General features: G+C 58.4%; 20 protein-coding genes and 1 tRNA gene. 11 read left to right on the forward strand and 10 right to left on the reverse strand.

Features of this window, described 5'->3' with window-relative positions:
- Positions 1-32: 32 nt before the first annotated feature.
- Both GbCGDNIH6_RS03590 and GbCGDNIH6_RS03595 read left to right on the forward strand, forming a co-directional pair.
- Positions 33-488, forward strand: coding sequence for an Hsp20 family protein (locus GbCGDNIH6_RS03590; RefSeq protein WP_072562867.1), 456 nt, complete (start codon positions 33-35; stop codon positions 486-488).
- A 139-nt stretch (positions 489-627) separates the two neighbouring features.
- Positions 628-903: a DUF1150 family protein gene (locus GbCGDNIH6_RS03595; RefSeq protein ID WP_011631401.1), complete on the forward strand. Its 276-nt coding sequence runs from the start codon at positions 628-630 to the stop codon at positions 901-903.
- Positions 904-1,065: 162 nt separating this feature from the next.
- Here the strand turns inward: GbCGDNIH6_RS03595 and hpf are convergent, their stop codons facing one another.
- From hpf to GbCGDNIH6_RS03635, 8 genes are all read right to left on the reverse strand, one after another.
- A complete protein-coding gene (gene hpf / locus GbCGDNIH6_RS03600) occupies positions 1,066-1,671 on the reverse strand; it encodes a ribosome hibernation-promoting factor, HPF/YfiA family (protein ID WP_072562868.1) in 606 nt (201 codons plus the stop codon).
- Between the two features lie 121 nt (positions 1,672-1,792).
- Positions 1,793-3,370: an RNA polymerase factor sigma-54 gene (locus tag GbCGDNIH6_RS03605; RefSeq protein ID WP_072562869.1), complete on the reverse strand. Its 1,578-nt coding sequence runs from the start codon at positions 3,368-3,370 to the stop codon at positions 1,793-1,795.
- Between the two features lie 149 nt (positions 3,371-3,519).
- A complete protein-coding gene (gene lptB / locus GbCGDNIH6_RS03610) occupies positions 3,520-4,362 on the reverse strand; it encodes an LPS export ABC transporter ATP-binding protein (RefSeq protein WP_232449950.1) in 843 nt (280 codons plus the stop codon).
- Positions 4,359-5,330 (reverse strand): LptA/OstA family protein, encoded by a 972-nt coding sequence (locus GbCGDNIH6_RS03615; RefSeq protein ID WP_072562870.1) that lies wholly within the window; start codon positions 5,328-5,330, stop codon positions 4,359-4,361. The genes lptB and GbCGDNIH6_RS03615 overlap by 4 nt, the downstream gene beginning before the upstream one ends.
- A complete protein-coding gene (gene lptC / locus GbCGDNIH6_RS03620; RefSeq protein ID WP_072562871.1) occupies positions 5,327-6,034 on the reverse strand; it encodes an LPS export ABC transporter periplasmic protein LptC in 708 nt (235 codons plus the stop codon). Before lptC ends, GbCGDNIH6_RS03615 begins: the two co-directional genes overlap by 4 nt.
- Positions 6,034-7,092 carry a KpsF/GutQ family sugar-phosphate isomerase gene (locus GbCGDNIH6_RS03625; protein WP_095413432.1) on the reverse strand — a complete coding sequence of 353 codons (1,059 nt, stop codon included), beginning with the start codon at positions 7,090-7,092 and terminating at the stop codon, positions 6,034-6,036. Before GbCGDNIH6_RS03625 ends, lptC begins: the two co-directional genes overlap by 1 nt.
- 347 nt (positions 7,093-7,439) lie before the next feature.
- Positions 7,440-8,075, reverse strand: a complete 636-nt coding sequence (locus GbCGDNIH6_RS03630) for a ribonuclease D (RefSeq protein ID WP_072564319.1) — start codon at positions 8,073-8,075, stop codon at positions 7,440-7,442.
- Between the two features lie 215 nt (positions 8,076-8,290).
- Positions 8,291-8,377 (reverse strand) — tRNA-Leu (locus tag GbCGDNIH6_RS03635).
- A gap of 264 nt (positions 8,378-8,641) precedes the next feature.
- Here GbCGDNIH6_RS03635 and GbCGDNIH6_RS03640 point away from each other — a divergent pair.
- From GbCGDNIH6_RS03640 to GbCGDNIH6_RS03655, 4 genes are all read left to right on the forward strand, one after another.
- Positions 8,642-9,646 (forward strand): complex I NDUFA9 subunit family protein, encoded by a 1,005-nt coding sequence (locus GbCGDNIH6_RS03640; protein ID WP_072562872.1) that lies wholly within the window; start codon positions 8,642-8,644, stop codon positions 9,644-9,646.
- Positions 9,647-9,913: 267 nt separating this feature from the next.
- On the forward strand, positions 9,914-11,395 hold the full coding sequence (locus GbCGDNIH6_RS03645) for an NAD(P)-dependent oxidoreductase (protein WP_072562873.1): 1,482 nt from the start codon (positions 9,914-9,916) through the stop codon (positions 11,393-11,395).
- Positions 11,396-11,436: 41 nt separating this feature from the next.
- Entirely contained in the window at positions 11,437-15,966 is a 4,530-nt protein-coding gene (gene gltB, locus GbCGDNIH6_RS03650) for a glutamate synthase large subunit (RefSeq protein WP_072564320.1), read from the forward strand.
- Positions 15,967-16,129: 163 nt separating this feature from the next.
- Complete coding sequence (locus tag GbCGDNIH6_RS03655; RefSeq protein WP_072562874.1) at positions 16,130-16,798, forward strand: glutathione S-transferase family protein; 669 nt, start codon at positions 16,130-16,132, stop codon at positions 16,796-16,798.
- 29 nt (positions 16,799-16,827) lie between these two features.
- On the opposite strand, the gene GbCGDNIH6_RS03660 is transcribed toward GbCGDNIH6_RS03655, so the two are convergent.
- On the reverse strand, positions 16,828-17,679 hold the full coding sequence (locus GbCGDNIH6_RS03660; RefSeq protein WP_072562875.1) for a tetratricopeptide repeat protein: 852 nt from the start codon (positions 17,677-17,679) through the stop codon (positions 16,828-16,830).
- A 99-nt stretch (positions 17,680-17,778) separates the two neighbouring features.
- Here GbCGDNIH6_RS03660 and GbCGDNIH6_RS03665 point away from each other — a divergent pair, with 99 nt between their 5' ends.
- On the forward strand, positions 17,779-18,660 hold the full coding sequence (locus GbCGDNIH6_RS03665; RefSeq protein ID WP_072562876.1) for an SDR family oxidoreductase: 882 nt from the start codon (positions 17,779-17,781) through the stop codon (positions 18,658-18,660).
- A 125-nt stretch (positions 18,661-18,785) separates the two neighbouring features.
- Positions 18,786-20,315, forward strand: a complete 1,530-nt coding sequence (locus GbCGDNIH6_RS03670; protein ID WP_232449952.1) for a complex I subunit 4 family protein — start codon at positions 18,786-18,788, stop codon at positions 20,313-20,315.
- Here the strand turns inward: GbCGDNIH6_RS03670 and gluQRS are convergent.
- A complete protein-coding gene (gene gluQRS / locus GbCGDNIH6_RS03675; protein ID WP_072562877.1) occupies positions 20,312-21,181 on the reverse strand; it encodes a tRNA glutamyl-Q(34) synthetase GluQRS in 870 nt (289 codons plus the stop codon). The genes GbCGDNIH6_RS03670 and gluQRS overlap by 4 nt on opposite strands.
- A 38-nt stretch (positions 21,182-21,219) precedes the next feature.
- Here gluQRS and GbCGDNIH6_RS03680 point away from each other — a divergent pair, with 38 nt between their 5' ends.
- From GbCGDNIH6_RS03680 to GbCGDNIH6_RS03690, 3 genes are all read left to right on the forward strand, one after another.
- Positions 21,220-21,951: an alpha/beta hydrolase gene (locus tag GbCGDNIH6_RS03680; protein WP_157692313.1), complete on the forward strand. Its 732-nt coding sequence runs from the start codon at positions 21,220-21,222 to the stop codon at positions 21,949-21,951.
- A gap of 174 nt (positions 21,952-22,125) precedes the next feature.
- The gene (locus GbCGDNIH6_RS03685) at positions 22,126-22,719 is read left to right on the forward strand and encodes an HNH endonuclease (RefSeq protein WP_011631418.1); all 594 of its coding nucleotides are present in this window, start codon (positions 22,126-22,128) and stop codon (positions 22,717-22,719) included.
- Positions 22,720-22,767: 48 nt separating this feature from the next.
- A complete protein-coding gene (locus GbCGDNIH6_RS03690; protein WP_072562879.1) occupies positions 22,768-23,706 on the forward strand; it encodes a cytochrome c oxidase assembly protein in 939 nt (312 codons plus the stop codon).
- Positions 23,707-23,714 lie beyond the last annotated feature (8 nt).

A 23,714-nucleotide genomic window follows, 5' to 3' on the forward strand; every position in this document is an offset into this window, starting at 1 on the left:
TTAATGCTTCGCTCACTTCAGAGGAGGCCATTGTGTCAACCCGACTGTTTACTTCCCCCATGTTTCTGGGGTTCGATCATCTGGAACAAATGCTGGAACGTGCGTCCAAAAACACGTCAGACGGCTATCCTCCCTATAATATCGAGCAGTTCAGCCAGTCAGAGCTCCGTATCACCCTTGCCGTGGCCGGCTTCAGCATGGACGAGTTGCAGATCACACAGGAGGATAACCAGCTCGTCATTCGCGGGCGTCAGGCCGATGATAGTCAGGGCCGGGTTTTCCTGCATCGCGGCATCGCTGCCAGACAGTTCCAGCGTGCCTTCGTGCTCGCCGAGGGAATTGAAATTAAAGGTGCGTGGATGGATAACGGGTTGCTGCATATTGACATTGCGAGGCCTCAGCCGGAGACAAAAATCCGCACCATTCCTATCCGTAGTCCCAGCACACCCGTTGCCCCCATTGTCGAGCGTATTTCGAACGGACAATAAAGGGGATCCGGAATTATCTTGAAAACCAACTATTTTATTTACTGTACAGTTGGTTGAAAAAATGATTCCGTGCAAAATGTCTTTAAATCGGATTGACTGATCAGGCTGCTGTGTTGGCAGAATATTCAGGAGCATTCAAATGGCTCATCCTAGCTTTCGTCCCAGCCGTGATATTCCGGCAGATTCCATGATGTCGGACGCCACTGGCATGTTCGATATTCGCCGTATTTCACCCAAGGAATTCGCCATGCTCGGCGTTTCCCAGGTTGCCTATATCAAGCCTGTCATTGTCGATGGAAATTCTCTCTTTGCGATCCATGCGGCGGATGGAACCGCAATGGCATTGGCAGATGAATGCGCTGCGGCTGTTGAAGCCATTCAGGATCACGATATGGTGCCGGCTTACATTCATTGACCATACTCCATCGGATTGATTTTCAATCCGATTTAAAAAAAGGGCGCTCCTGCCAGGGCGCCCTTTTGCATGCACATGGTGCCGTGATTTGATCTGGCGTGTTGATGAAAAAAGCCCCGCGTCTGACGCGGGGCATCTTCATGAGTGTAGGAAAGAATATATTCAGCCGGGGTTGCCCGATTGCGTATCAATCCAGCCGACATGCCCATCCGTACGTCGGTAGACAACGTTGAGAGTACCAGTGGCGCTGTTACGGAACATCATAACCGGCTGATCCGCAAGGTCCATATGCATCACGGCATCCCGTACCGAAAGGATGTTGATGTCGGTGGGGGCCTCGGCAACCACTGTGGCGTAGGTTTCTGAAAGAGCGTCATCATGCTTGGCCAGAGCGTCTGGAACAGCGCTCTCGTCTTCCTCGCGCAGAATGTATTCACGCGCCAGCTCGGGTTTTTTGCGATGAGTCATATCCCGCGCATGTGCGTTCATACGGCGGCGATAACGGCGCAGGCGTTTGGCAATATGTTCGGCGGCATCATCGAAAGCACCATTTGCGTCAGCGGCTTCGCCTTCGCCACGCAGGACCAAGCCTCGTCCTGCATGCAGATTGATATCACAGATGAAAAAACTGCGCAGGCGGCTGAAGGTGACCTGAGCCTCCAGTGCCTGATCGAAGTATTTTCGGCTGATGGTATCGAGCTGACTGGCAACGCGCTCCTGCAGGGCGTCGGAAAGATCGATCTGCTTGCCGGAAACCGTAATATGCATGTTTCTAACCTCGATCAGCCAGTGTCTCCAGTTCCGTCTCTGGAATTGGCGAGTTCTGGCCAATGGGCTGGCGAAACCGTGGTCGGATGTGTTCCGCCTCAAGAAATAGCAATCAACCCAATCAGGCCAGTATCGCTTTCTCCCTTTTGCGCTGCACCGAACTGGGGATGCGCAACGCTTCCCGGTATTTGGCCACTGTTCTGCGGGCGATGTCTATACCCTCCTGTTTCAAATGTGTGACCAGGGCGTCATCGGAGAGAACATCGCTGGCCGGCTCCTGATCGATCAGCGTTCTGATCCGGTGGCGAATGGCTTCCGCACTGAAATTCTCCCCGTCTGCGCCGCTGATGGCGGTGGTGAAGAAATATTTCAATTCCAGCGTTCCGCGAGGGGTGGCGATGTATTTATTCGCGGTGACACGGCTCACGGTGCTTTCATGCATGTCCACCGCCTCTGCAATATCGCGTAGGATCAGGGGTTTGAGATGACTGACGCCATGGCGGAAAAAAGCCTGCTGCTGTCGGACGATCTCCGCCGATACGCGCAGAATGGTCTGCGACCTTTGTTGCAGAGATTTCACCAGCCAGTGAGCCGTATTTAATTTATCCTTGATAAAGGAGCGATCATCCCGGCTCATAGACCGGCGTGCGAATCTGGTAAGGCCGCCCATATTCACCAGCACGCGGGGCATGGTTTCTGGATTCAGCTCAATCAGCCAGTCGCCGGCAATCGCGACATCAAGCAACAGCGGGGAGGAGAGCGGATCGTCATCCTCATCGCGGGCAGTGGCGGGGCGGCGGGACATCAGCACGTCCGGGATGATGGTCTGTGGCAGGTCGGAGTCGAAACCGGCACCCGGTTTGGGGTTACAGCGTTTAATATCGTCGATCATGCCTGCCAGATCTTCCGCATCTACCCTGCACAGGCTCATCAATCGCCTGTGATTCCGCTGGGCCAGTAGATCGAGATGCTCCAGCAGAATGGCCATGGCAGGGTCATAGCGGTTGAAGGCCTGTAACTGTGTTGTCAGACACTCTTTCAGATCCAGACAGAACAGTCCCGGCGGATCGAAATAGCGCATCGCCGTGCGAATGCTTTCCAGATGAGGCAGTGGGCAGTTCAGGGCCCTGGCAATCGCGGCGGGAGGCATGCTCAGTCGGCCCGCCGCATCAAGCTGGGCTATCAGATGTGCACCGATCAGACGGTCCTGTGGGCTTGCAAAACACAGACGCAGTTGTTCGGCCAGTTGCTCCCTCAGGCTGGGCCGGTATTCAAGCCGCTGGCTGATGACGTCGAACGGGCTGTTATCGAAAGAATTCGTGCGGTTGCTGGTTGATTGGCCGGAGAGAAAAGACGTGGTTTCTCCTGGATCGTCGTAGAGGGAGCCGGGATCGATATCCAGGACCCCGCCATCGGGTATCAACTGGTCTGAACTGGCGGCTTCGGCGCTATCGAGAAAATCCGGTTCCGGTCCAGTCTGATCGAGGGCTGGTCGTTCCTGTATCAGTTCCGTGCTTTCATCGCGCTCCAGCAAGGGATTGCGCTCCAGTTCTTCCTCGATAAAAGCGGCTACTTCCATATTATTGAACTGGAGCAGCTTGATAGCTTGACGCAGCTGTGGCGTCATCACCAGAGACTGGGACTGGCGAAGATCAAGCCGAGGGCCGATGCCCGTACCGTAAGCTGAGCCAAGCGCCATGCGGCGAATGCCTTTTCCCGAACAGAACGATATCAAAATATCGCAAGATTGTCCGGGCTGCCAAGAAGATGGCCTGAGATTTGCATTCGACGCGGCGAAAATGTCACCCTGCCGAAGAGGCTCTCTTCCGAAGCGGATACGCGATCAGATCAGAGAGAGAAACTTTCACCCAGATAGACGCGGCGGACGCCTTCATGCTGCACCACCTCATAGGGTGCGCCTTCCATCAGCAACTGTCCCCCATGCAGGATATAGGCGCGATCAATGACTTCCAAAGTTTCACGCACATTGTGGTCCGTGATCAACACGCCAATGCCGCGTTGCTTCAGATGACCGACCAGGTCACGGATTTCGCCCACCGCGATGGGATCAATGCCTGCAAGCGGCTCATCCAGCAGGATATAGCCAGGTTGGGTCGCCAGGGCACGGGCAATTTCCAGTCGGCGTCGTTCTCCGCCTGACAGGGCCAGGGCGGGGGTACGCCGCAGATGGCCGATGCCAAACTCGGACAACAGCTCCGCGAGCATATGCTCGCGGGTCGTGCGGTTGCTTTCGACAACCTCCAGAGCGGCCATGATGTTCTGCTCGACATTCAGCCCACGAAAGATGCTGGCTTCCTGCGGGAGATAGCCGATGCCCAGACAGGCACGCCGATACATGGGCAGGCCGGTAATATCGCTGCCATCAAGCTGGATCGAGCCGGTATCAGGTCGCACGAGGCCGACGATCATATAGAAGGTGGTGGTTTTGCCAGCCCCATTCGGCCCCAGCAGCCCCACAGCCTCGCCGCGCTGGACGAAGACCGAGACGTTCCGCACGACAGGGCGTTTCTTGTAGGTCTTGCCAACACCGATGGCCGCAAGCCCATGCGTGATTTTAGCTGGATCGACCCTTGCTTTGTATCCGCTCCCCTGCGCCCCGTGATCGTGTCCGGAGGCGGAAGTGGGTTCTGCGGCAAGGCTGGAGGTGGAAGGTTGCTCGTTCATGCTCATCGCGTCTTGTCTTTTTTGGGCGCTGCTGAGGATGCGGGCTTTTCACTGCCCGTTTCACTGGGGACGATCATGCCTTGCACGCGACTGTCCCGGGCAGAGAGCAGGGTTGAAATGCCCGTCTTCAAATTCACATCCGCAGCAGCTCCATTGACCTGATTCTGGCCGCGAGTGATGCGCACATGGCCGATCAGACGGGCAATGCCGGTATCCGGCACATAGACGCCGCGATCGCCATAAGCTGTCTCCGTAGGGGTGCGGATCTCGACATTGCCGTAGGCCTCAGCGCGCTGGAGCTTGCCAGCCGCAGAAGCGGGATCAGTGCTTTTTTTCGCATCCTGGGCAGTAGGTTTAGGCTGTGGGGCGGTTTTCGCATCCGAGGATTGCTCTGTGCTGTAGCCTACCAAGGTATCAGCCTTGATGCGTTTACCATCGTTGGTTGTCAGCACGGCGTCGCCGCGCGCAACGGACATGCGCTTTTGCGCCCAATATTCCAGACTATCGCGGGCAGTCAGCACATCCTGTGGCGTCGTGAGTTTAAGCTTCTTCCCGGTCAACAGCAGAATGGCCTGGTCCATGTCGTAGATCGCACGATCGCCCCAGGCCTGATCAGTGTCGGTGTAGATGTGAACGTTGCCGACCGCTTCAAGCCGATAAATCTCGTTGGCACCGCTCTCATCGGCCGGATTGGCAGAGGTTTTGGCGGGCGTGGGGCTAGCAGGCTTCTGATCGGGGGTTTCTTTTTTTCTGTAATGGGCGATCAGCGTATCGGCGCGGACCGTCACATTGTCACGGATTGCCACGGCATTGCCGCGGGCCACCACTTCCTTTTCCTGCTGCCTCCAGTCGATTCCATCTTGCGCCGTGACCTGCACCGGCCCGCCATGAGACAGGTCAAGACTCTGGGCCAAGGCGATGCCGGGCAGGCCGATTGCCAGCGCGGTGGTCAGAAGAACCGCACGAATGGTCATGGGGCTGTTTTCGCCTGCGTGGTGCCGGTTGGTCTGGCCGCATTAAGGACCATTCGGGAAGGGCCATGAAACTGCATGGTATTGCCCCGATCCAGTAAGGTGAAGCCATGGCTGGCATCAAGTGTGCCAAACGGACCTTCGACGCTGACCTTGTCGCTGGAGGAAACGGCGCCATGATGCATGTTGAGGGAGGCCGTCTGGGATGTCATGACTGTCCCGTCATCCCGGTACAACGTTACGTCACCGGTCATGTCCAGCATACCCAGATGTTGCAGATAAGTGCCTTTTTTTGACTGCACCATCAACCAGTTGCCGTTCTGCAATGTGGCGTCTGCTTTTGGCTGGGCCAGATTGATCCGTTCCTGATCAACCTGTTCGGCCGCATGCGCGGTCACGGTATAGGGACGGTTCTGCTCATCCACGCCGCGATAGGTGGCGCCGGTGAGCCGCGTTCCGCTGGAAGCGGTGGCCGTAAGGCGTCGATAGGTGACACGGGCGGCATCAACTTCCCGGTCGATTTCCGGCCAGATTGCCAGCATCGTCAACAGCAGAGCGGCCGTTGCTGGGAGAAGATATTTGACAGCCATGACCATGCGGTGGCGTTGCGCAATCCTTCGGGGGGAAGGCACCTTGGCCCTTTTGAGCGGAGCGGTCTGGGTGAGGCGAGGTTTGTCCTGCATAGTAAGGGGTTGGCTGGTATTCATTAAGCCACTCCTGCGCGTAACAGGTCATGAATATGAACGACCCCGATCGGGGTATGTGTTTCGTCGACGACGAATAAAGTATTGATTGGCCGTGCCGTCTGGCCGCTGTTTGGGAGGTCTTTTCTGGCCGGGCCGGTCATGGTGTGCAGGGCTTCGGCGGCCAGAACGGAGGGGGCAATGGTGCGCGGATCGCGGGTCATGATGTCTGCCACCGGCCGTTGCCAAAGATCAGGGGCCATATGCCGTCGCAGATCGCCGTCGGTGACAATGCCGATCAGCCTGCCTTCTTTATCCACCACTCCAACGCACCCCAGGCTTTTACTGCTGATCAGCAGAACCGCTTCATCCATCCGCATGTCGGGGAGGACGAGTGGCATGTCATCCCCGCTGCGCATGATATCGCCTACGGTTCGTAATTGCGCCCCCAGACGGCCACCGGGATGAAAGGCGCCGAAATCCCGGGCGGTGAAGCCACGTCGCTTGAGCAACGCCACGGCCAGCGCATCCCCGAGCGCCATTTGCAAGGTGGTGGAAGTGGTGGGGGCAAGGCCCATCGGGCATGCCTCTGCCACCGGGGGAAGCAGCAACACAATATCGGCGGCTCGCGCCAGGGCACTGCCGGAGCGACCGGTCACGCCGATCAGGGGAAGGCCGAAACGGCGTGTATGGGCCACCAGATCGGCCAGTTCCGATGTCTCGCCGGAATTCGACAGGGCCAGTACGATATCACCATTCACAATCATGCCGAGATCCCCATGGGAGGCCTCGGCCGGATGCACGAACAGGGCAGGGGTGCCGGTGGAGGACAGGGTGGCGGCAATTTTTCGCCCTACATGCCCGGACTTGCCGATTCCGCTGACCACGACCCGTCCCGTGCTGGCAGCGATCATCTCCACTGCGTGCATAAATTGCTCGTCCAGTGCGTCTGCCAGAACCTTCAGCGCGTCTGCCTCTGTCAGCAGTACGTCGCGGGCCACGGCAAGCCTGGCTTTATCTGTGTCGGAAAAAGCAGGTTTTGAAGCAGACTCGACGGTCATGGTGACCGTTTGCGCAGTCATGACAAGGCGATCCTCATATCCAGAATCATGTTCACGCCACGGTGGCATGGCACCAGCACGGCAGCAGTGGAATGACCGATTGGTCATCTTATGCTCGGAAACCCGAATGGTGGCAAACATAAGTAAAAGTCCAGAGACTGGCGAAACAGATTATGTGACATATCGTCACGAGGCTGGGGATCCACAGAGACTGACCAACGGCCATGCCGCAGTTGCTTTGATCCAGAGGGCGCCGGGCTACGATCCGCAATAAGGCATTCAGACATTTCATGAAAATCGGATAACAGTTTGTCAGAAATACGGTGGCCTCGCCTCTGCTATTATCCTGTTATCTTTTCCTGTTTCATTCAGTGCGAAAAAATATCCGGCTCATCATAACCCAGATAGTCCAGTCGTGCTCTGGCAGGCAGAAAGGCAAAACATGCTTCAGCCAGAGCAAGCCTATCCTCCCGGATCAGCAATCCTTCCAGCCGGTTCCATAGTGCATGCAGATACAGCACATCGGAGGCGGCATAGGCCATCTGCTCTGGCGTCAGTTCTGGTGCGCCCCAATCGGAACTCTGCTGCTGTTTGCTGATCTCTACCCCCAGAAGATCGCGGCACAGCTCTTTCAGTCCATGGCGATCCGTAAAGGTACGAACCAGCTTGGCGGCGATCTTGGTACATTTGACGTTGGACATCGTGATGCCCAATGCGTTCTGCAAAATGCCGACATCGAACCGTGCGTAATGCATCAGCTTTACGCAGGCGGGGTTGCTGAGCAACCGTTTGAGATTGGGGCAGTCGGCACCTTTGCCGCCCAGTCGCTCCGGCACAATCTGCACAAGGTGTGCATGACCATCCCCGGCGGAAATCTGGATCAGGCATAGCCGGTCCCGGTGATGATTCAGTCCCATCGTTTCAGTATCAATGGCGATAATGGGGCCGATATCCAATGAAGGGGGAAGGTCGTGCCGATGGAGATGAATGGTTTTATCGGCCATGAACTGTGTGATCACCGGGCTGAGACTTACGAAGAATGAAAGACGGGGGATGAAATGCAGCATGCTGCATTTGGGTTATCCTGCCAGACGGATAAGAATAAGCGAAATGAAGAGATGACAACGGAAAACGTTGCATCGGGCAAACTGTCATGTCAGTGTATGGAGACAACGCCAGTCATTGGATCACGACTGTCTCCCTCATAACCGAGGGAAGATGGTGCCCAGGAGAAGACTCGAACTTCCACGACCTTGCGGCCACAGGTACCTGAAACCTGCGCGTCTACCAATTCCGCCACCTGGGCATCGGGGCGTTGTGTGGAGCGGCATTTAGCGTCCGCAGCATAGGGCGTCAATGACTGCCGAACAGGTTTTTTAAAAAAACGTGACAGACCTCATCTCGTGATATCTGTCAGTCATGGAAAAACCCTCGTCCTGAAGCGTTAGGCGCGTTGCGGAACGCTGAAAAATCACGAACCCTGCTCCGCCAGACGGCCAGGTCGTCTCTGTCGTGGTTCCGGTGCGTGTTACGGGATGGGAGGCGTAAGCTCATCAGGGAGAATTCAGTCATGACCACCACGGAATCGGCGCCGCTCACGCAAGACACTATCGCCGGCCGGATCGCCACGGTTTTCGGAGGTTCCGGCTTTCTGGGGCGGTCGTTAATCAGGCTGCTGGCGCGGGAGGGGTATCAGATACGGGTTCCGGTGCGTGATCCTGAACAGGTTATGAAGCTGAAGAGCGCAGGGAGTGTCGGGCAGATCGTGCCGTTGGGTGTGTCGCTGGGGAGCCCGGATGCAGAGGCCGGCATTGCCCGGGCAGTGCAGGGGGCATCACTGGTAGTCAATCTGGTAGGACTGCTGGCGGAAGCGCGGAAAGGAGATTTTCAGCGCGTCCATGTACAGGCGGCCGGGCTGATTGCATCATTGTCCGCCCGTGCGGGCGTTTTGTCCTTTGTGCATATATCGGCTCTGGGGGCTGATCCCGCCAGCCCCTCCGCCTACGGACGCAGCAAGGCAGAGGGTGAACAGGCTGTGCGCTCTGCGGTGCCACAGGCCGCCATTCTGCGCCCGTCCGTTGTTTTCGGGGCCGAGGATCATTTTTTCAACCGCTTTGCCGCTATGGCGGTGAGCTTGCCGGCTGTGCCGGTAATCTATGGCGACAGTCTGATGCAGCCCGTCTATGTGGAGGATGTAGCCCGTGCAATTCTGGCGGCTTCCATGCAGGCGGCTGGAAATGTCATCGAACTGGGCGGGCCAGAGGTCCTGACGATGCGTGATATTCAACACCGTATCCTGACCATGATTGGTCGGAAAAAGCCGTTGATCGATATTCCCGACAAGATGGCGATGGCATTGGCGATGATCGCGGAGAAAATGCCGGGCCGTCCGCTGACCACTGATCAACTTGCCATGCTCGGGTCCGGCAGTGTCGTATCGCCGCAGGCCCTGACGCTGGAAACGTTGGGGATTGTGCCAACCCCGATTGATCTTGTGGTGCCCCACTATCTCTCCCGCTATCGGGTAGGCGGGCTGGTAGCGCGACGAGTAAGAAAGACCACCCATTCTAAATAGGTCCGAAATGGACCTTTTTTAGTAACATAACCGGGGTTTTTTGGATTAAGATCAGGCATCACAAATTATTTGGTCATACCTATTGACCTATGACTGAAAAATAGGCTCGTCAAATGGTGCAGCCTTGTTTATAAGCAGCTTTCCCGGGTCGAATACCCCCTTCGGCCGGGATAGCCGCGCTTGCGCGTCAGACTCCACACCGCCCATGCAAAGGCTGTGCCGTTTCCATGCCCATGGTTGGCCTGCCGCCCCTTGAGGAGATTGCTTATGGCTGAACGCATGCTCCAGTTCGTCCGTCGTGCGCAGGCCTATCCCGACAAACGCGCGGCAGAGCAGCGCGTGGAGGATTTCGACGAGATCTATGCCGATTTCCAGCCTGAACAGGCGGCAGAGCAGGCATCGCGGTGCAGCCAGTGCGGGGTTCCGTTCTGCTCAATCCATTGCCCGCTTTCCAACAACATCCCCGACTGGTTGAAACTCACCGCTGAAGGCCGGCTGGAGGAAGCATACGAAGTCAGCAGCGCCACCAACAACTTCCCTGAGATTTGCGGTCGTATCTGCCCGCAGGATCGCCTGTGTGAAGGCAATTGCGTGATTGAGAAGAACTTCAACTCGGTCACCATCGGCTCGGTTGAACGCTACATCACGGACACGGCGTGGGAAAAAGGGTGGGTGAAGCCCCCACGTCCGCCTCATGAACTTGAACAGTCTGTGGCGATCATCGGTGCTGGCCCGGCTGGTCTGGCCGCGGCGGAGCAACTGCGCCGGCTCGGTTATCAGGTGCATGTCTATGATCGCTATGATCGTGTTGGCGGTCTGCTGATCTACGGGATCCCCGGCTTCAAGCTGGAAAAAGACATCGTGCTGCGTCGCTGGAAGCTGCTGGAAGACGCTGGTGTCGTGTTCCATTGCGGCGTGGAGATCGGCAACGGTCCCGATGCGGTTTCCATGGCCTTGTTGCGGGAAAAGCATGATGCGGTTCTGGTGGCGACAGGTGTGTATAAGTCCCGCGAACTGGGTGGCCCCGGCTCCGGCCTGCCGGGGATCGTGCCCGCTCTGACCTTCCTCACCGCTTCCAACCGCGTTGGCCTTGGGGACAAGGTGGAGGATTTCGACAACGGTGTTCTGAATGCGGCTGGCAAGGATGTCGTTGTCATCGGCGGCGGTGATACGGCGATGGATTGCGTCCGCACCTCCATCCGGCAGGGTGCGAAATCGGTAAAGTGTCTGTACCGCCGCGATAAAGCCAACATGCCGGGCTCGATGCGGGAAGTGAAAAATGCAGAGGAGGAGGGCGTCGAATTCGTATGGCTCTCCGCGCCGGAAGCATTCCTTGGTGAGGATCAGGTCAATGGTGTCCGGGCCGTGCGGATGCATCTCGGTCTGCCGGATGCGTCCGGTCGCCAGTCAGTGGAACCACTGGAGGGCAGCCATTACACCATCCCGGCCGATCTGGTGATCAAGGCACTCGGCTTCGATCCGGAAGATATGCCGGGGATGTTCGGCACGCCGGAGCTGGGGGTAACTCGCTGGGGCACGCTGAAGGTGGATCCCAAAACCTTCATGACTACTTTGCCAGGTGTATTTGCGGCCGGTGATATTGTGCGTGGCGCGAGTCTTGTCGTCTGGGCGGTGCGCGATGGCCGTGATGCAGCGGCGGAGATGCACCGTTTCCTGCAGGGCAAGGCGCCTGCCACCCTGAAAGAGCATGAGAGCGAGCCGCAGGGCGTCCCGGCGGCGGCGGAATGAGACGGCGTATGAACAGCGAGAACGCAAAGGAAACCCGGCCCATGAACGTCGTTTCCACAAACTTTGTCTCAGAGTGGGATGCGAATGTCGCCGCTCTGCGCGACACTTATTCTTCAGCTCAGGAGCATGATGCCTGCGGCGTCGGCATGGTGGCCGCGCTGGACGGCAAGCGCCGCCGTGATGTCGTGGAAGCAGGGATCGAGGCGTTGCGGGCCGTGTGGCATCGCGGCGCGGTGGATGCCGATGGCAAGACCGGTGACGGTGCCGGTATCCATATTGAAATTCCGCAGGACTTCTTTGCCGAGGCGGTGCGCCGCGGCGGGCATGATCCGCATCCGGGCAAGATTGCGGTTGGTCAGGTGTTCCTGCCGAAATCCGATCTGAATGCGCAAGAACGCTGCCGTCAGATCGTGGAGACCGAAATTCTTGCTTTCGGCTATGGCCTGTATGGCTGGCGTCAGGTGCCGATCAACTATGCCTGCATCGGTGAAAAGGCCAACCAGACCCGGCCGGAAATCGAGCAGATCATGATCTGGAACGCCCGTGGCGTGTCGGAGCAGGAGTTCGAGCGCGATCTGTATGTAATCCGTCGCCGTATCGAAAAACAGGCGGCTGCCGATGGCATTTCCGAGCTGTATCTGTGCTCGCTCTCCACGCGCTCGATCATCTACAAGGGTATGTTCCTGGCGGAGAACCTGACGGATTTCTATCCCGATCTGTTGGATGGACGTTTCGTCAGCCGCTTTGCGATCTATCACCAGCGTTACAGCACCAATACCTTCCCGACATGGAAGCTGGCGCAGCCCTTCCGCATGATCGCGCATAATGGCGAGATCAACACGGTGATCGGCAACGTCAACTGGATGCGCAGCCATGAAACGCGCCTCGCCCATCCGGCGCTGGACGGATATTTCGAGGATCTGAAGCCGATCGTGCAGCATGGTGGCTCTGATACCGCTTCGCTGGATGCGGTGTTTGAACTGTTGGTGCGTGGCGGCCGCGATGCCCCGATGACGAAGGCGCTGCTGATTCCGGCTGTTCAGAACGAGAACATGCCGAAGGAGCATCGTGACCTTTATCAGTATGCCAATGCCGTCATGGAGCCATGGGACGGCCCCGCCGCGGTGTGCGGCACTGATGGGCGCTGGATGATCGCCGGTCTGGACCGTAACGGCCTGCGCCCGCTGCGTTACACCATCACCACCGATCAGCGCCTGATCATCGGTAGCGAAGCCGGTATGGTGAAGCTCGACGAGAGTCAGATCCTCGAAAAAGGCCATGTCGGTCCCGGTGAGACCATCGGTGTCGATCTGGATAACGGGGAATTCTATTCCTCCACCCGTCTGCGCGATGCACTGGCGGCGCGGCGTCCTTTCGGCGAATGGATCAAGGGCATTACCCAGCTCGATCACATCGTCCGCGCCGATGCGGGTGAGCCAAGCCTGTTCCAGGGCGAGGAACTGCGCCGCCGTCAGCTCGGCGTCGGTGTGACGATGGAGGAGCTGGAAGTCATCCTGCACCCGATGGTGGAGGATGCGATCGAGGCGACGGGCAGCATGGGCGATGACACGCCTATCGCTGTGTTGAGTGAGAAATATCGTGGTCTGCACCATTATTTCCGCCAGACTTTCGCGCAGGTCACCAATCCGCCGATCGACAGCCTGCGTGAAACTCAGGTGATGTCGCTGAAAACGCGGTTGGGTAATCTGGGCAATATCCTCGATGAGGATCAGTCCCAGTGCGATTTGCTGCAACTGGCCAGCCCGGTCCTGTCCAATGCTGAATACAACGCGATGCGCGATTACATGGGTGCATCAGCCTGTGTGGTGGACTGCACCTTCGCGGTCGAGGAAGGCGAGGCCGGTCTGCGCGCCGCTATTTCCCGGGTGAAGCGGGAGGCCGAGGAAGGTGTGCGGGCCGGATGCACGCATGTCATCCTGACCGACGAGAATACGTCTGCCACGCGCGTGCCGATCCCGATGATTCTGGCCACGGGCGGGGTACATACGCATCTGGTAGGGCAGTCTCTGCGCACTTTCACCAGCCTGAACGTGCGCAGCGCTGAATGCCTTGATGTGCATTATTTCGCGGTGCTGATCGGCGTGGGTGCTACCACGGTGAATGCCTATCTGGCGCAGGAGAGCATTGCCGACCGGCATCGTCGTGGCCTGTTCGGTGATCTGTCGCTGAAGGATTGCGTGACCCGCTATCGCAAGGCGATCGACAAGGGCCTGCTGAAGGTGATGTCCAAGATGGGTATCTCCGTGCTCAGCTCCTATCGTGGCGGCTATAATTTCGAGGCGATCGGTCTTTCCCGTTCTCTGGTGGGTGAGTTCTTCCCCGGCATGCAGTCCCGCATTTCCGGCATCGGTCTGGGCGGTATCGCACACAAGGCGCTGGAACTGCACCGGATGGCTTGGTCCAGCGATGCGGTGACGCTGCCCGTGGGCGGCTTTTACAAGCTGCGTCGTCGTGGCGAGGTCCATGCTTTCGACGGACCGCTGATCCATACCCTGCAGGAAGCCGTGGCAACCGGCAGCTACACCACCTATCGGCGTTATACCGACATGGTGCGTCGCCTGCCGCCGGTCGCGCTGCGTGATCTGCTGGATTTCCGGATGGAAGGGCGCACGCCTATCTCCACCGATGATGTCGAAAGCATCACCGAGATCCGCAAGCGTCTGGTGGCACCGGGCATTTCACTCGGCGCACTCAGCCCGGAAGCGCATGAGACCCTGTCGATTGCCATGAACCGGATCGGTGCGCGCAGCGATAGCGGGGAGGGCGGTGAAGACCCAGCCCGTGCAAAGCCACGTCCGAATGGCGACAATGCTTCCTCTGCCATCAAGCAGATTGCCTCCGGCCGTTTCGGTGTGACGGCGGAATATCTGAACAACTGCCGCGAAATCGAGATCAAGGTCGCGCAGGGTGCAAAGCCCGGTGAAGGTGGTCAGTTGCCCGGCTTCAAGGTCACAGGCCTGATTGCGAAGCTGCGTCACTCCACCCCTGGCGTGATGCTGATCAGTCCGCCGCCGCATCATGATATCTACTCGATCGAGGATCTGGCGCAGCTGATCTACGATCTGAAGCAGATTAATCCTGATGCGACGGTCTGCGTGAAGCTGGTTGCGCGCTCCGGCATCGGTACCATCGCCGCCGGTGTTGCCAAGGCCAAGGCGGATGCGATTCTGGTCAGCGGCCATGTGGGCGGCACCGGCGCCAGCCCGCAGACCTCGGTGAAATATGCGGGCCTGCCGTGGGAAATGGGGCTGTCAGAGACGCATCAGGTGCTGATGCTCAACCGTCTGCGTCACCGCGTGAAGCTGCGCACCGATGGCGGCATCAAGACCGGTCGCGACGTGGTCATTGCCGCGATGCTGGGTGCCGAGGAGTTCGGCATCGGCACGGCATCGCTGGTGGCGATGGGCTGCATCATGGTGCGTCAGTGCCATTCCAATACCTGCCCGGTGGGCGTGTGCACACAGGATGAGGCACTGCGCGAGAAATATGATGGCTCGCCGGAGAAGGTGATCAATCTGTTCTCCTTCATCGCGGAGGAGGTGCGGGAAATTCTGGCCTCTCTGGGCGTACGGACGCTGGCGGAGGTGGTGGGCCGGACCGATCTACTGCACCAGGTCAGCCGTGGCTCTGAATTCCTCGATGACCTCGATCTCAATCCGCTGCTGGTGCAGGCCGATCCGGGATCGCATGCCCGCTACTGCACCATCGAGGGCAGGAACGAAGTTCCCGAAACCCTTGATGCCCGCATGATTGCCGACGCCGCACCGCTGTTTGAGCGTGGCGAGAAAATGCAGCTGCAATACGGGGTGCGGAATACGCATCGTGCGGTCGGCACGAAGATGTCCTCGAAAATCGTGCGCAAATTCGGCATGACCGGCCTCCAGCCGAATCATGTCACCGTGCGTCTGCGTGGCAATGCCGGTCAGTCACTAGGGGCTTTTGCGGTGCAGGGGCTGAAGCTGGAAGTATTCGGCGATGCCAATGACTATGTCGGTAAGGGCCTGTCCGGCGCGACCATCGTGATCCGGACCTCCCCGTCCTCTCCATTGCGGACCGAGGAAAACACTATTATCGGCAATACCTGCCTGTATGGTGCCACCAGCGGCAGGCTTTTTGCCGCGGGTCGGGCCGGTGAGCGCTTCGCGGTGCGTAACTCCGGCGCCAGCACGGTCGTCGAGGGTTGTGGCTCCAATGGCTGTGAATATATGACGGGCGGGACTGTCGTTATTCTGGGATCGGTCGGGGATAATTTCGGTGCCGGTTTCACCGGTGGCGTGGCCTTCATCTATGATCCGCACGAAAACTTTGCGGCGCGGGCCAATCCCGATACCATCGCCTGGCATCGTGACTTCTCGCCTGACTGGGCCAATCTCCTCAAGGAACTGGTGCGTGAGCATGTAGAGGAAACCGGCAGCCGCTATGCCGCCACCTTGCTGCATGACTGGGACGAGAATGTCGGTGATTTCTGGATGGTTGTGCCCAAGGACTACGTGAAATATCTGCCTATGCCCATCAAGGATGATGCCAGGGTAGATGCAATCAGGGCCTGATCAAGCCGATCGCTGTTGTGCTGTAACAGACTGAAGACTTATGCTGAAAGCAGGCGTTCCATAATGGGGCGCCTGCTTTTTTTCGGGTGGTGATAGTAATTCGTGCCCCTGTCCTTCGCATGGGGCTTATCGAGCCGGTGGAGGATGAGATAGAAGTTTCCGCATGCGCACTTTGTATCACCTTCCTCTTTGTCCGTTTTCCAGAAAAGTCCGCGTCGTTCTGGCGGAGAGAAAGCTTCCTTTCGAACTGAAAGTCGAAAAAGTCTGGGAACGCCGCCCGGAGTATCTTGAGATGAACCCGGCGGCCACGGTGCCGGTGCTGGTGGAGCAGAATGGTCTGCCCATCCCGGATTCATCGGTCATCTGTGAATATCTGGAGGAAGCCTATCCTGATATCTCCCTGCTTGGGCGCAGTCTGGCCGAGCGTGTGGAGACGCGGCGTCTGGCGGCCTGGTTCGATGGCCGATTTTATCAGGAGGTGACGAAAAATCTGGTGGGTGAAAAATATCTGAAACGCCTGTTAGGGCGCGGCAATCCTGATGCGACGGCGATCAGGACCGGATTCACCAGCCTGCGCTATCACATGGAGTATCTCGGTTATCTTGCGGATACACGGAAATGGTTGGCGGGTGCTGCCATCGGTCTGGCCGATTTCGCGGCGGCGGCGCATGTATCCTGTCTGGATTTTGGCGGCGATATCGACTGGGAGAAATTTCCCGCCGCCCGTGACTGGTATGCGAGGATCAAAAGTCGCCCTAGCTTCCGCAGTATTCTCGCTGACCGCGTGCCCGGCATCATTCCGCCAACCCATTACGCCGATCTCGATTTCTAGAGCTTTCAGGGCCGATTCAGGAGAGAATGTTATTTCTGCTCCGGTCCAGCTTCCTGCAAAGCGAGGTTCTGTGCGGCGAGATCACTGGTAGCGGAATCGGGGGCCAATGAGATGATTCGTTCCCAGTCCTGCCTGGCGCCGTCTTCATTTCCCTGTCGCTGCCGCAAAATGCCGCGTTCCAGCAGGGCATCGACATTATCCGGATCCTGATCCAGTGCCCTGGCGATATCGTCTGCCGCCTGATCCGGCTTATCCAGCCGCCGGAGGGAAGCGGCGCGGTAAACCAGTGCATCGGTTCGGCGCGAATCGATGTCCAGCGCGTGATTAAGATCGGCGATGGCTTCCTTGAAGTGCTCCAGTGTAGCGAAGGCAACAGCTCGATCGATCAGCAGGTCGGGATCATCGGGGGCCAGAGCCAGCGCATGGCTGGCGGCTTCCAGAGCTTTCTGTGTATTGCCCGCGATAATCCATGCCTGATCGGCCTGACCGAAAATACTGGCCCGCGCAATGGCGGGTGCCTTGCTGGTAGTGCCCAGCGTTTCCAGCATGCGGGCGCCCGTTTCAGCATTGCCCAATGCGATTTCCGCCAGCGCAGCGCAATGGGCCGCACCATCTCCCCCTGTTTTCCAGTTTTCCGCCATCTGATAAGCGCCGGAGGGATCGGTGGTGAGCATGGAGAGGCAACGGTCGTAATCCGCGCCCTGTGCGATCCGGGGCGGCACTGGCGGGACGGGGAGATCTTCAGCTGAGTCGGTGGCGTTTTCATTATTGCTCGGCGCAGGAAAGGGCGACTGATCCTGGCTGAGCCACCAGACACCGCCGCCTGCGCCCGCAATCAGCAGGATCATCAGCAGAACATGTAGAGGCGCTGGGGATTTCATGACGGGTAACAGTCTAGCCTGCTAATGTGGCTTGCGGAAATGGCGGGTTTGCGTTTCGCATGACGGTCCATGTCTGAAACCCTGACAAGAGCGTGAGCGATGGATCAAGGCAAACTCCTGATTTTCGGCCTCGGTTACACGGGCACGGCAACGGCGCGTATGGCGCTTTCCGATGGCTGGTCCGTGATCGGGACGAAACGGCAGGCAGATTCCTCGGCTTTGCCAGGCGGAGAAGTTCTGGCTTTTGATGATCCGGCTATCGCCGAGAGGCTGTTTTCCGCGACCCATCTGCTGGTGACGGCCGCACCGGATGGAGGAGGGGATCCGGTGTTGGTTCGATGGGGGGATGCTATTCGCGGTGCCCCCCGACTGCGATGGATTGGATATTATTCCAGCACAGGCGTCTATGGCGACTGGGACGGAGCATGGGTGGACGAAGCAACCCCGCCTCGGCCGGCGCATGCTCGCAGTCAGAGGCGACTGGAGGCGGAGCAGGCATGGAAGGCGCTGGCCGATCATCATGCCATCGATATCATCCGGCTGGCTGGCATTTACGGGCCGGGCCGTTCTGCACTGGATGATGTTCGCGCCGGTCGGGCGCGGCGCGTCATTAAACCAGGCCATGCTTTCGGGCGCATCCATCGGGACGATATTGCCCGTGCCACGCTGGTGGCGGCCTCACGAGCAGGGGCTGGCGTAAGGATATTGAATTTTGTGGATGATTGCCCGGCTGAAAGTGCCGCTGTGGTGGAAGAGGCAGCGCGGCTGTTGCATGCACCCCTGCCACCGTCTGTCCTGTTTAAGGAGGCAGTCGCCACCATGTCTTCGATGGCCCGCAGCTTCTGGGACGATAACCGACGTGTCTCCTGTGTTGCTACCAAGGTGGAACTGGGCATCGACTGGCTTTATCCGTCTTTCAAAGAGGGACTAAATGCCATCTTGGCGGAGGAGGGAGGCGCGGCTACAGAAGGGAGCATCTGACATTGGCCGATGCTGTGGCTAAAAATATTGATGGCAGGTCTTGTCATGGATGCTGCGGTGCAGCAAAAAACTGCTCAAGCCAGCATCCCGATGCGCCGTCCCGTTCGCTCTGCCCGTGAATTTTGGTGATCGCCTTGCATCTTCCTATTCTGTCTATCCTTGTGGGTCTGCCAGTTTTTGGCTCCTTCCTTCTGCTGTTCTTGCGGGGGACGGGCATTTCGCAGGCTGCGACAGCCCGGGGTATCGCGCTGGGCGTCAGCCTGATTACTTTTCTGCTGTCCCTGGTGCTGTGGATCGAGTTTGATCCTTCGGTAACGGGGCTCCAGTTCGAGGAACGGGCAAACTGGATGCCGGGCTTCGGCGTTTCCTATCATCTCGGGGTAGACGGTTTCAGCCTTTTGCTGCTTCTACTGACAACCTTGCTGACGCCGATTTCCATTCTGGCGGCATGGCGGGTCATTCACGAGCGTGTTTCTCATTACATGCTGGCTGTGCTGATGTTGCAGGCCGCAATGATCGGCGTGTTCGTTGCGCAGGACTTCGTGGTTTTCTACATCTCCTATGAGGCGACGCTGGTTCCTGGTTCCCTGTTGATCGGTCTGTGGGGCGGCCCACGTCGTGCTTTCGCGGCCATGAAGTTCTTTCTGCTGACTTTCGGCAGCTCCCTGCTGATGCTGTTGGTGCTGCTGTATGCGTGGTATGTCACTGGCTCCACCGATATGGATGTGCTGCTGCATACGCGCTTCCCCATGATGGCACAGAGCCTGATTTTCCTGGCTTTCGTGCTGGCTTTCGGCACCAAACTGCCGATCTGGCCGCTGCATTCCTGGCTGCCGGATGCTTATGGCGAAGCGCCCACCCCTGCGACCGCACTGCTCTCCGGTGTTATGGCCAAGGCGGGCGCCTATGGTCTGCTGCGCTTCGCCATTGGCATGGCGCCTGATGCGGCGCGCCACTATGCGCCGGTGATGATGATTCTCGGTGTCGTCGGAGTGATCTACGCAGCCATCATCGCCTGTGCGCAGACCGATATGAAGAAAATGGTCGCCTATTCCTCCTTCTCCCATATGGGGATGGTGGTGGTGGGCTTGTTCAGCCTGACCACCGAGGGCATGGATGGTGCGCTGTTCCAGATGGTTTCGCATGGGATCATCATCGCGGGCCTGTTCTTCTGCGTCAGCATGGTCAGCTTCCGCGCAGGGTCCCGTGATTTCGGGAAAGTCACGGGCGTCGTTAATTACGCCCCGCGACTGGCGGCTCTGGCGATGGCCTTTTCCATGGCGAGCATCGGCTTGCCGGGAACGGGTGGCTTCGTTGGCGAGGTATTGGTTATTTTCGGTGCCCTGCATGTCAATTTCTGGCTGGCCCTGCTGGCTGGCACTAGCATGGTGCTGGGTGCGATCTACATGCTGAGCTTTTACTGGCGTGTCATGTTCGGCAAGCTGAGCGGGGCTGTCGCCGTTCTGCATGATATGACGCGTCTGGAGATGGCGGTGCTGGTGCCGCTTGCCGTGTTGACGCTGTGGATGGGGTTCTACCCGACCAGCTTTACCAGAGTGTTCAATGCCAGCGCCCATGCGCAGGTTGTAGCCGTGAACGCCTATGACCATGCGCTGGCTTCTGACGCCCTGCCGGTTGTGATCAGTCGCAATTAAGGTTGGGATACAATGTCAGCCTTTCTGATACGTTCCATGATGTCCTGTGGGCAGGCTCCGTTTTCCCGCAGGGATCGCACGGTCAGAGCTGAATCGCGTTTTGCCAGCCTGTGTCCATCAGCTCCCTTCAGTAGGCCATGATGCGCATAAGCGGGTTCCGGCCAGCCGAACAGGGTCTGTAGCAGGCGGTGCAGGTCGGTGGCCGCCAGCAAATCTTCCCCCCGCGTCACCAGCGTAACGCCCTGGACGGCATCGTCATGCGCGGCACAGAGGTGATAGCTGGCAGGCACGTCCTTCCGTGCCAGTACTACATCACCAAAGCGTTCCGGGTAACATGGAAAGCGGATGCCATGTTCGATCCGCTCCAGCGGATGAGACAGACGGCATAATGCGGCCTGCATGTCGAGCCGCCATGCACAGGCCTCTCCCGCAGCCAGTCGCGCCTCTCGTTCAGCCGGTGACAGAGAACGGCAGGTGCCCGGATAAAGCGGCATGCCATCCGGGCTGTGAGGCGCCCGAGTGGCTTCGGCGATTTCGCGGGTAATGGCGGCGCGAGTGCAGAAACACGGATAGAGCAATCCCTCTGACCGGAGATTTTCCAGTGCCTGGCTGTATTCCGCCATGTGTTTGGACTGGATACGCACAGGTTGCTGCCATTCAAAGCCCAGCCAGCCGAGATCCTCCAGCAGCGCCGCACTCCATTCCGGGCGGCAACGGGTTGTGTCGATATCCTCAATCCGCAGCAGGAAATGGCCATCGTTGGCCTGCCTTCTGGCCTGCCACGCGGCATAGACATGCCCCAGATGCAGATGGCCGGTGGGGCTGGGGGCAAAACGGGTGATGGCAAAACGGGTGATGACAGTCATGGAAAGCGTTTATCATGGCCTCTTGCGGAGACGAATGCATGATGACTCATCCACAAGGATGGATAACTTGGCCTTCTAATGAAGGGGGGGATCCTGCAACCGCGATCATGGGGTGGATGAAGCCGCCCGTGCATAGCCCGGCGCAATGTCTGATCGTGCTGTGCCACGGCCATGGCAATGATGCGTGTGGCATGGTGTGGCTGGGGGAGCGTTGGGCGCCTCATTTGCCCGACGCCGCTTTTTTATCTCTGAACGGGTGGGAGCCATGTGTGCTGCATCCCGGCACACGCCAATGGTGGTCTTTGCGTGATCGGACACCGGAAACCGACCGTGCCGGAGCGACGCGTCTCGGCCCTGTTCTGGCAGAGACGATCAGGATTGCCGCCGCGTGGCTTGGTTTGACCGAAAGGGAGGTTGCTCTGGTCGGCTTTAGCCAGGGCGCCATGAGCGTATTGGCGGCCGGGCTGTTCGAGGAAAGCCGGATAGGGGGAGAGGTGGCAGGTGCCATCATCAGTATCGCCGGAGCCTTGCACCTGGCTGAGGAGGCTTCGATCCCGTCAGCGGACAATATGCCGGCCGTGCTGCTGCTCCATGGCGATCAGGATGATGTGGTGCCCCTTACGCGCAGCATGGTGGCCGATTCCAGGCTGAAAGCCATGCATGTGCCGGTCACACTGACTATCCTGCCGGGGGTTGGGCATGAGGTCACCGCTGAAGAAGCCGATTGCGCACTTGCGTTTATCATCAGGGATTTACAGGCGGATGCTTAGACGCTTTCTGTCATGGTTGTTCATGACGAAGTCATGACGTGTGCCTGTATCCGGGTTGCTACAACACGGCTTGTCTGCGATAAAAGTCAAAGTTCTCCGCGGCGCACATTATCTGGCAGTTCGTGGCTAGGATTTCTTCACCAGACTGTGCGACCGCCTGAATAGGAAGCGGCAATGCCTGATGGTGAGCAGTTGCACAGCCTTGTCAGAACGGGTGGACCGGCACAGTTTCCGGCTCTGGTTCTCAATGCGGATTTCCGCCCGCTCTCATATTTTCCGCTCTCGCTATGGTCATGGCAGGATGCGGTGAAAGCGGTTTTTCTCGATCGTGTCTCCGTGCTCAGCGAATACGATCACGAAGTCCGTTCCCCCAGCCGTACGCTGAGACTGCCCAGCGTGATTGCGCTGAAGGATTATGTCCCCACGGCAAGGCGCCCGGCTTTCACCCGGTTTAACGTGTTCCTGCGCGATGCTTTTTCCTGCCAGTATTGCGGGCAACGTATGCCGACGCCGGAACTGACCTTTGATCACGTTATTCCACGCTGCCGGGGTGGGCGGACGACCTGGGAAAACGTCATTACGGCCTGCGGAAGCTGTAATCTGCGCAAGGGGTCGCGGTTGCCGCGTGAATGCAATATGCTGCCTTTGACGACGCCGCGTCAGCCTTCAACGTGGGAGTTGCAGGATAATGGGCGGGCTTTCCCTCCCAACTATCTGCATGAAAGCTGGCGCGACTATCTGTACTGGGACAGCGAATTGGAGAGCTGAGCTTGACGGTCGCCTCTCTGTTGGCCGTAGGGCCGGCAGAGAAAGAAAATGGCAGGCAGGCTGAGACAATACGGTATCCCTCTGGCGCTCATGATCATGGTCGCGGGGATGACGGGGCTGGTATCCTATTCGGTGACCTTGTACCGGCTGTTCTGCCAGGTGACCGGAGCAGGCGGCACCACCCAGCGTGTCACGGAGGATGAGGCGACCCAAGCGGTTTCATCCCGCATGGTCACAGTGTTCTTCAATGCCGATGTTTCCCCGAAACTGCCCTGGCGTTTTCGTCCTCTGCAACGCAGCGTCAAAGTGCGTCTGGGACAGCAGGTGCCGATTTTCTATGAAGCGGAGAACACCAGCGATCAGGATATCGTGGGCCATGCCACCTTCAATGTGACACCGGATAAAGCGGGGATCTACTTCAAGAAGATCGAGTGCTTCTGCTTTACGGAGGAGAGATTGGCGGCGCATCGCTCGGTGCAGATGCCTGTGCTGTTCTATGTTGATCCGGCCATGGCCAACGATCCGGCCATGCAGGATGTGGATCAGATCACGCTGTCCTATACGTTTTTCCGTTCCGAGACCGGGCAGACTCCGGCGGATCTGGCGCGTTTTCATGACGGGCCGCCAGATGCGGCGTTGGGAAAGAAAATATTCGCTGCCCAATGTTCAGGCTGTCATGAAATGGAGACCGATAAGGAAGGTCCCCGTCTGGCAGGCATTATCGGCCGTAAGGCCGGCTCTGTGCCGGGTTATCCATACAGCAAGGCCTTGGCGGCTGCGGATTTCATCTGGGATGAGGGGCATCTCGACCGCTGGCTGGCCGGCCCTGCCGCCATGCTGCCCGGTGCGGCGATGCCCATGAGCATCGATAATCCTGTCGCCCGGCGGGATATCATCGCCTACCTGAAGCAGGTCATGCCCGGAAAATCGACGGAGGTGACTCCCCAGCCGCCGACTGCACCGGCAGATCGGAAAGGGCCGGGTTGAGGGAAAAT

The sequence above is a fragment of the Granulibacter bethesdensis genome, from assembly GCF_001889525.1.
In the GTDB taxonomy this organism is placed as follows: domain Bacteria; phylum Pseudomonadota; class Alphaproteobacteria; order Acetobacterales; family Acetobacteraceae; genus Granulibacter; species Granulibacter bethesdensis_C.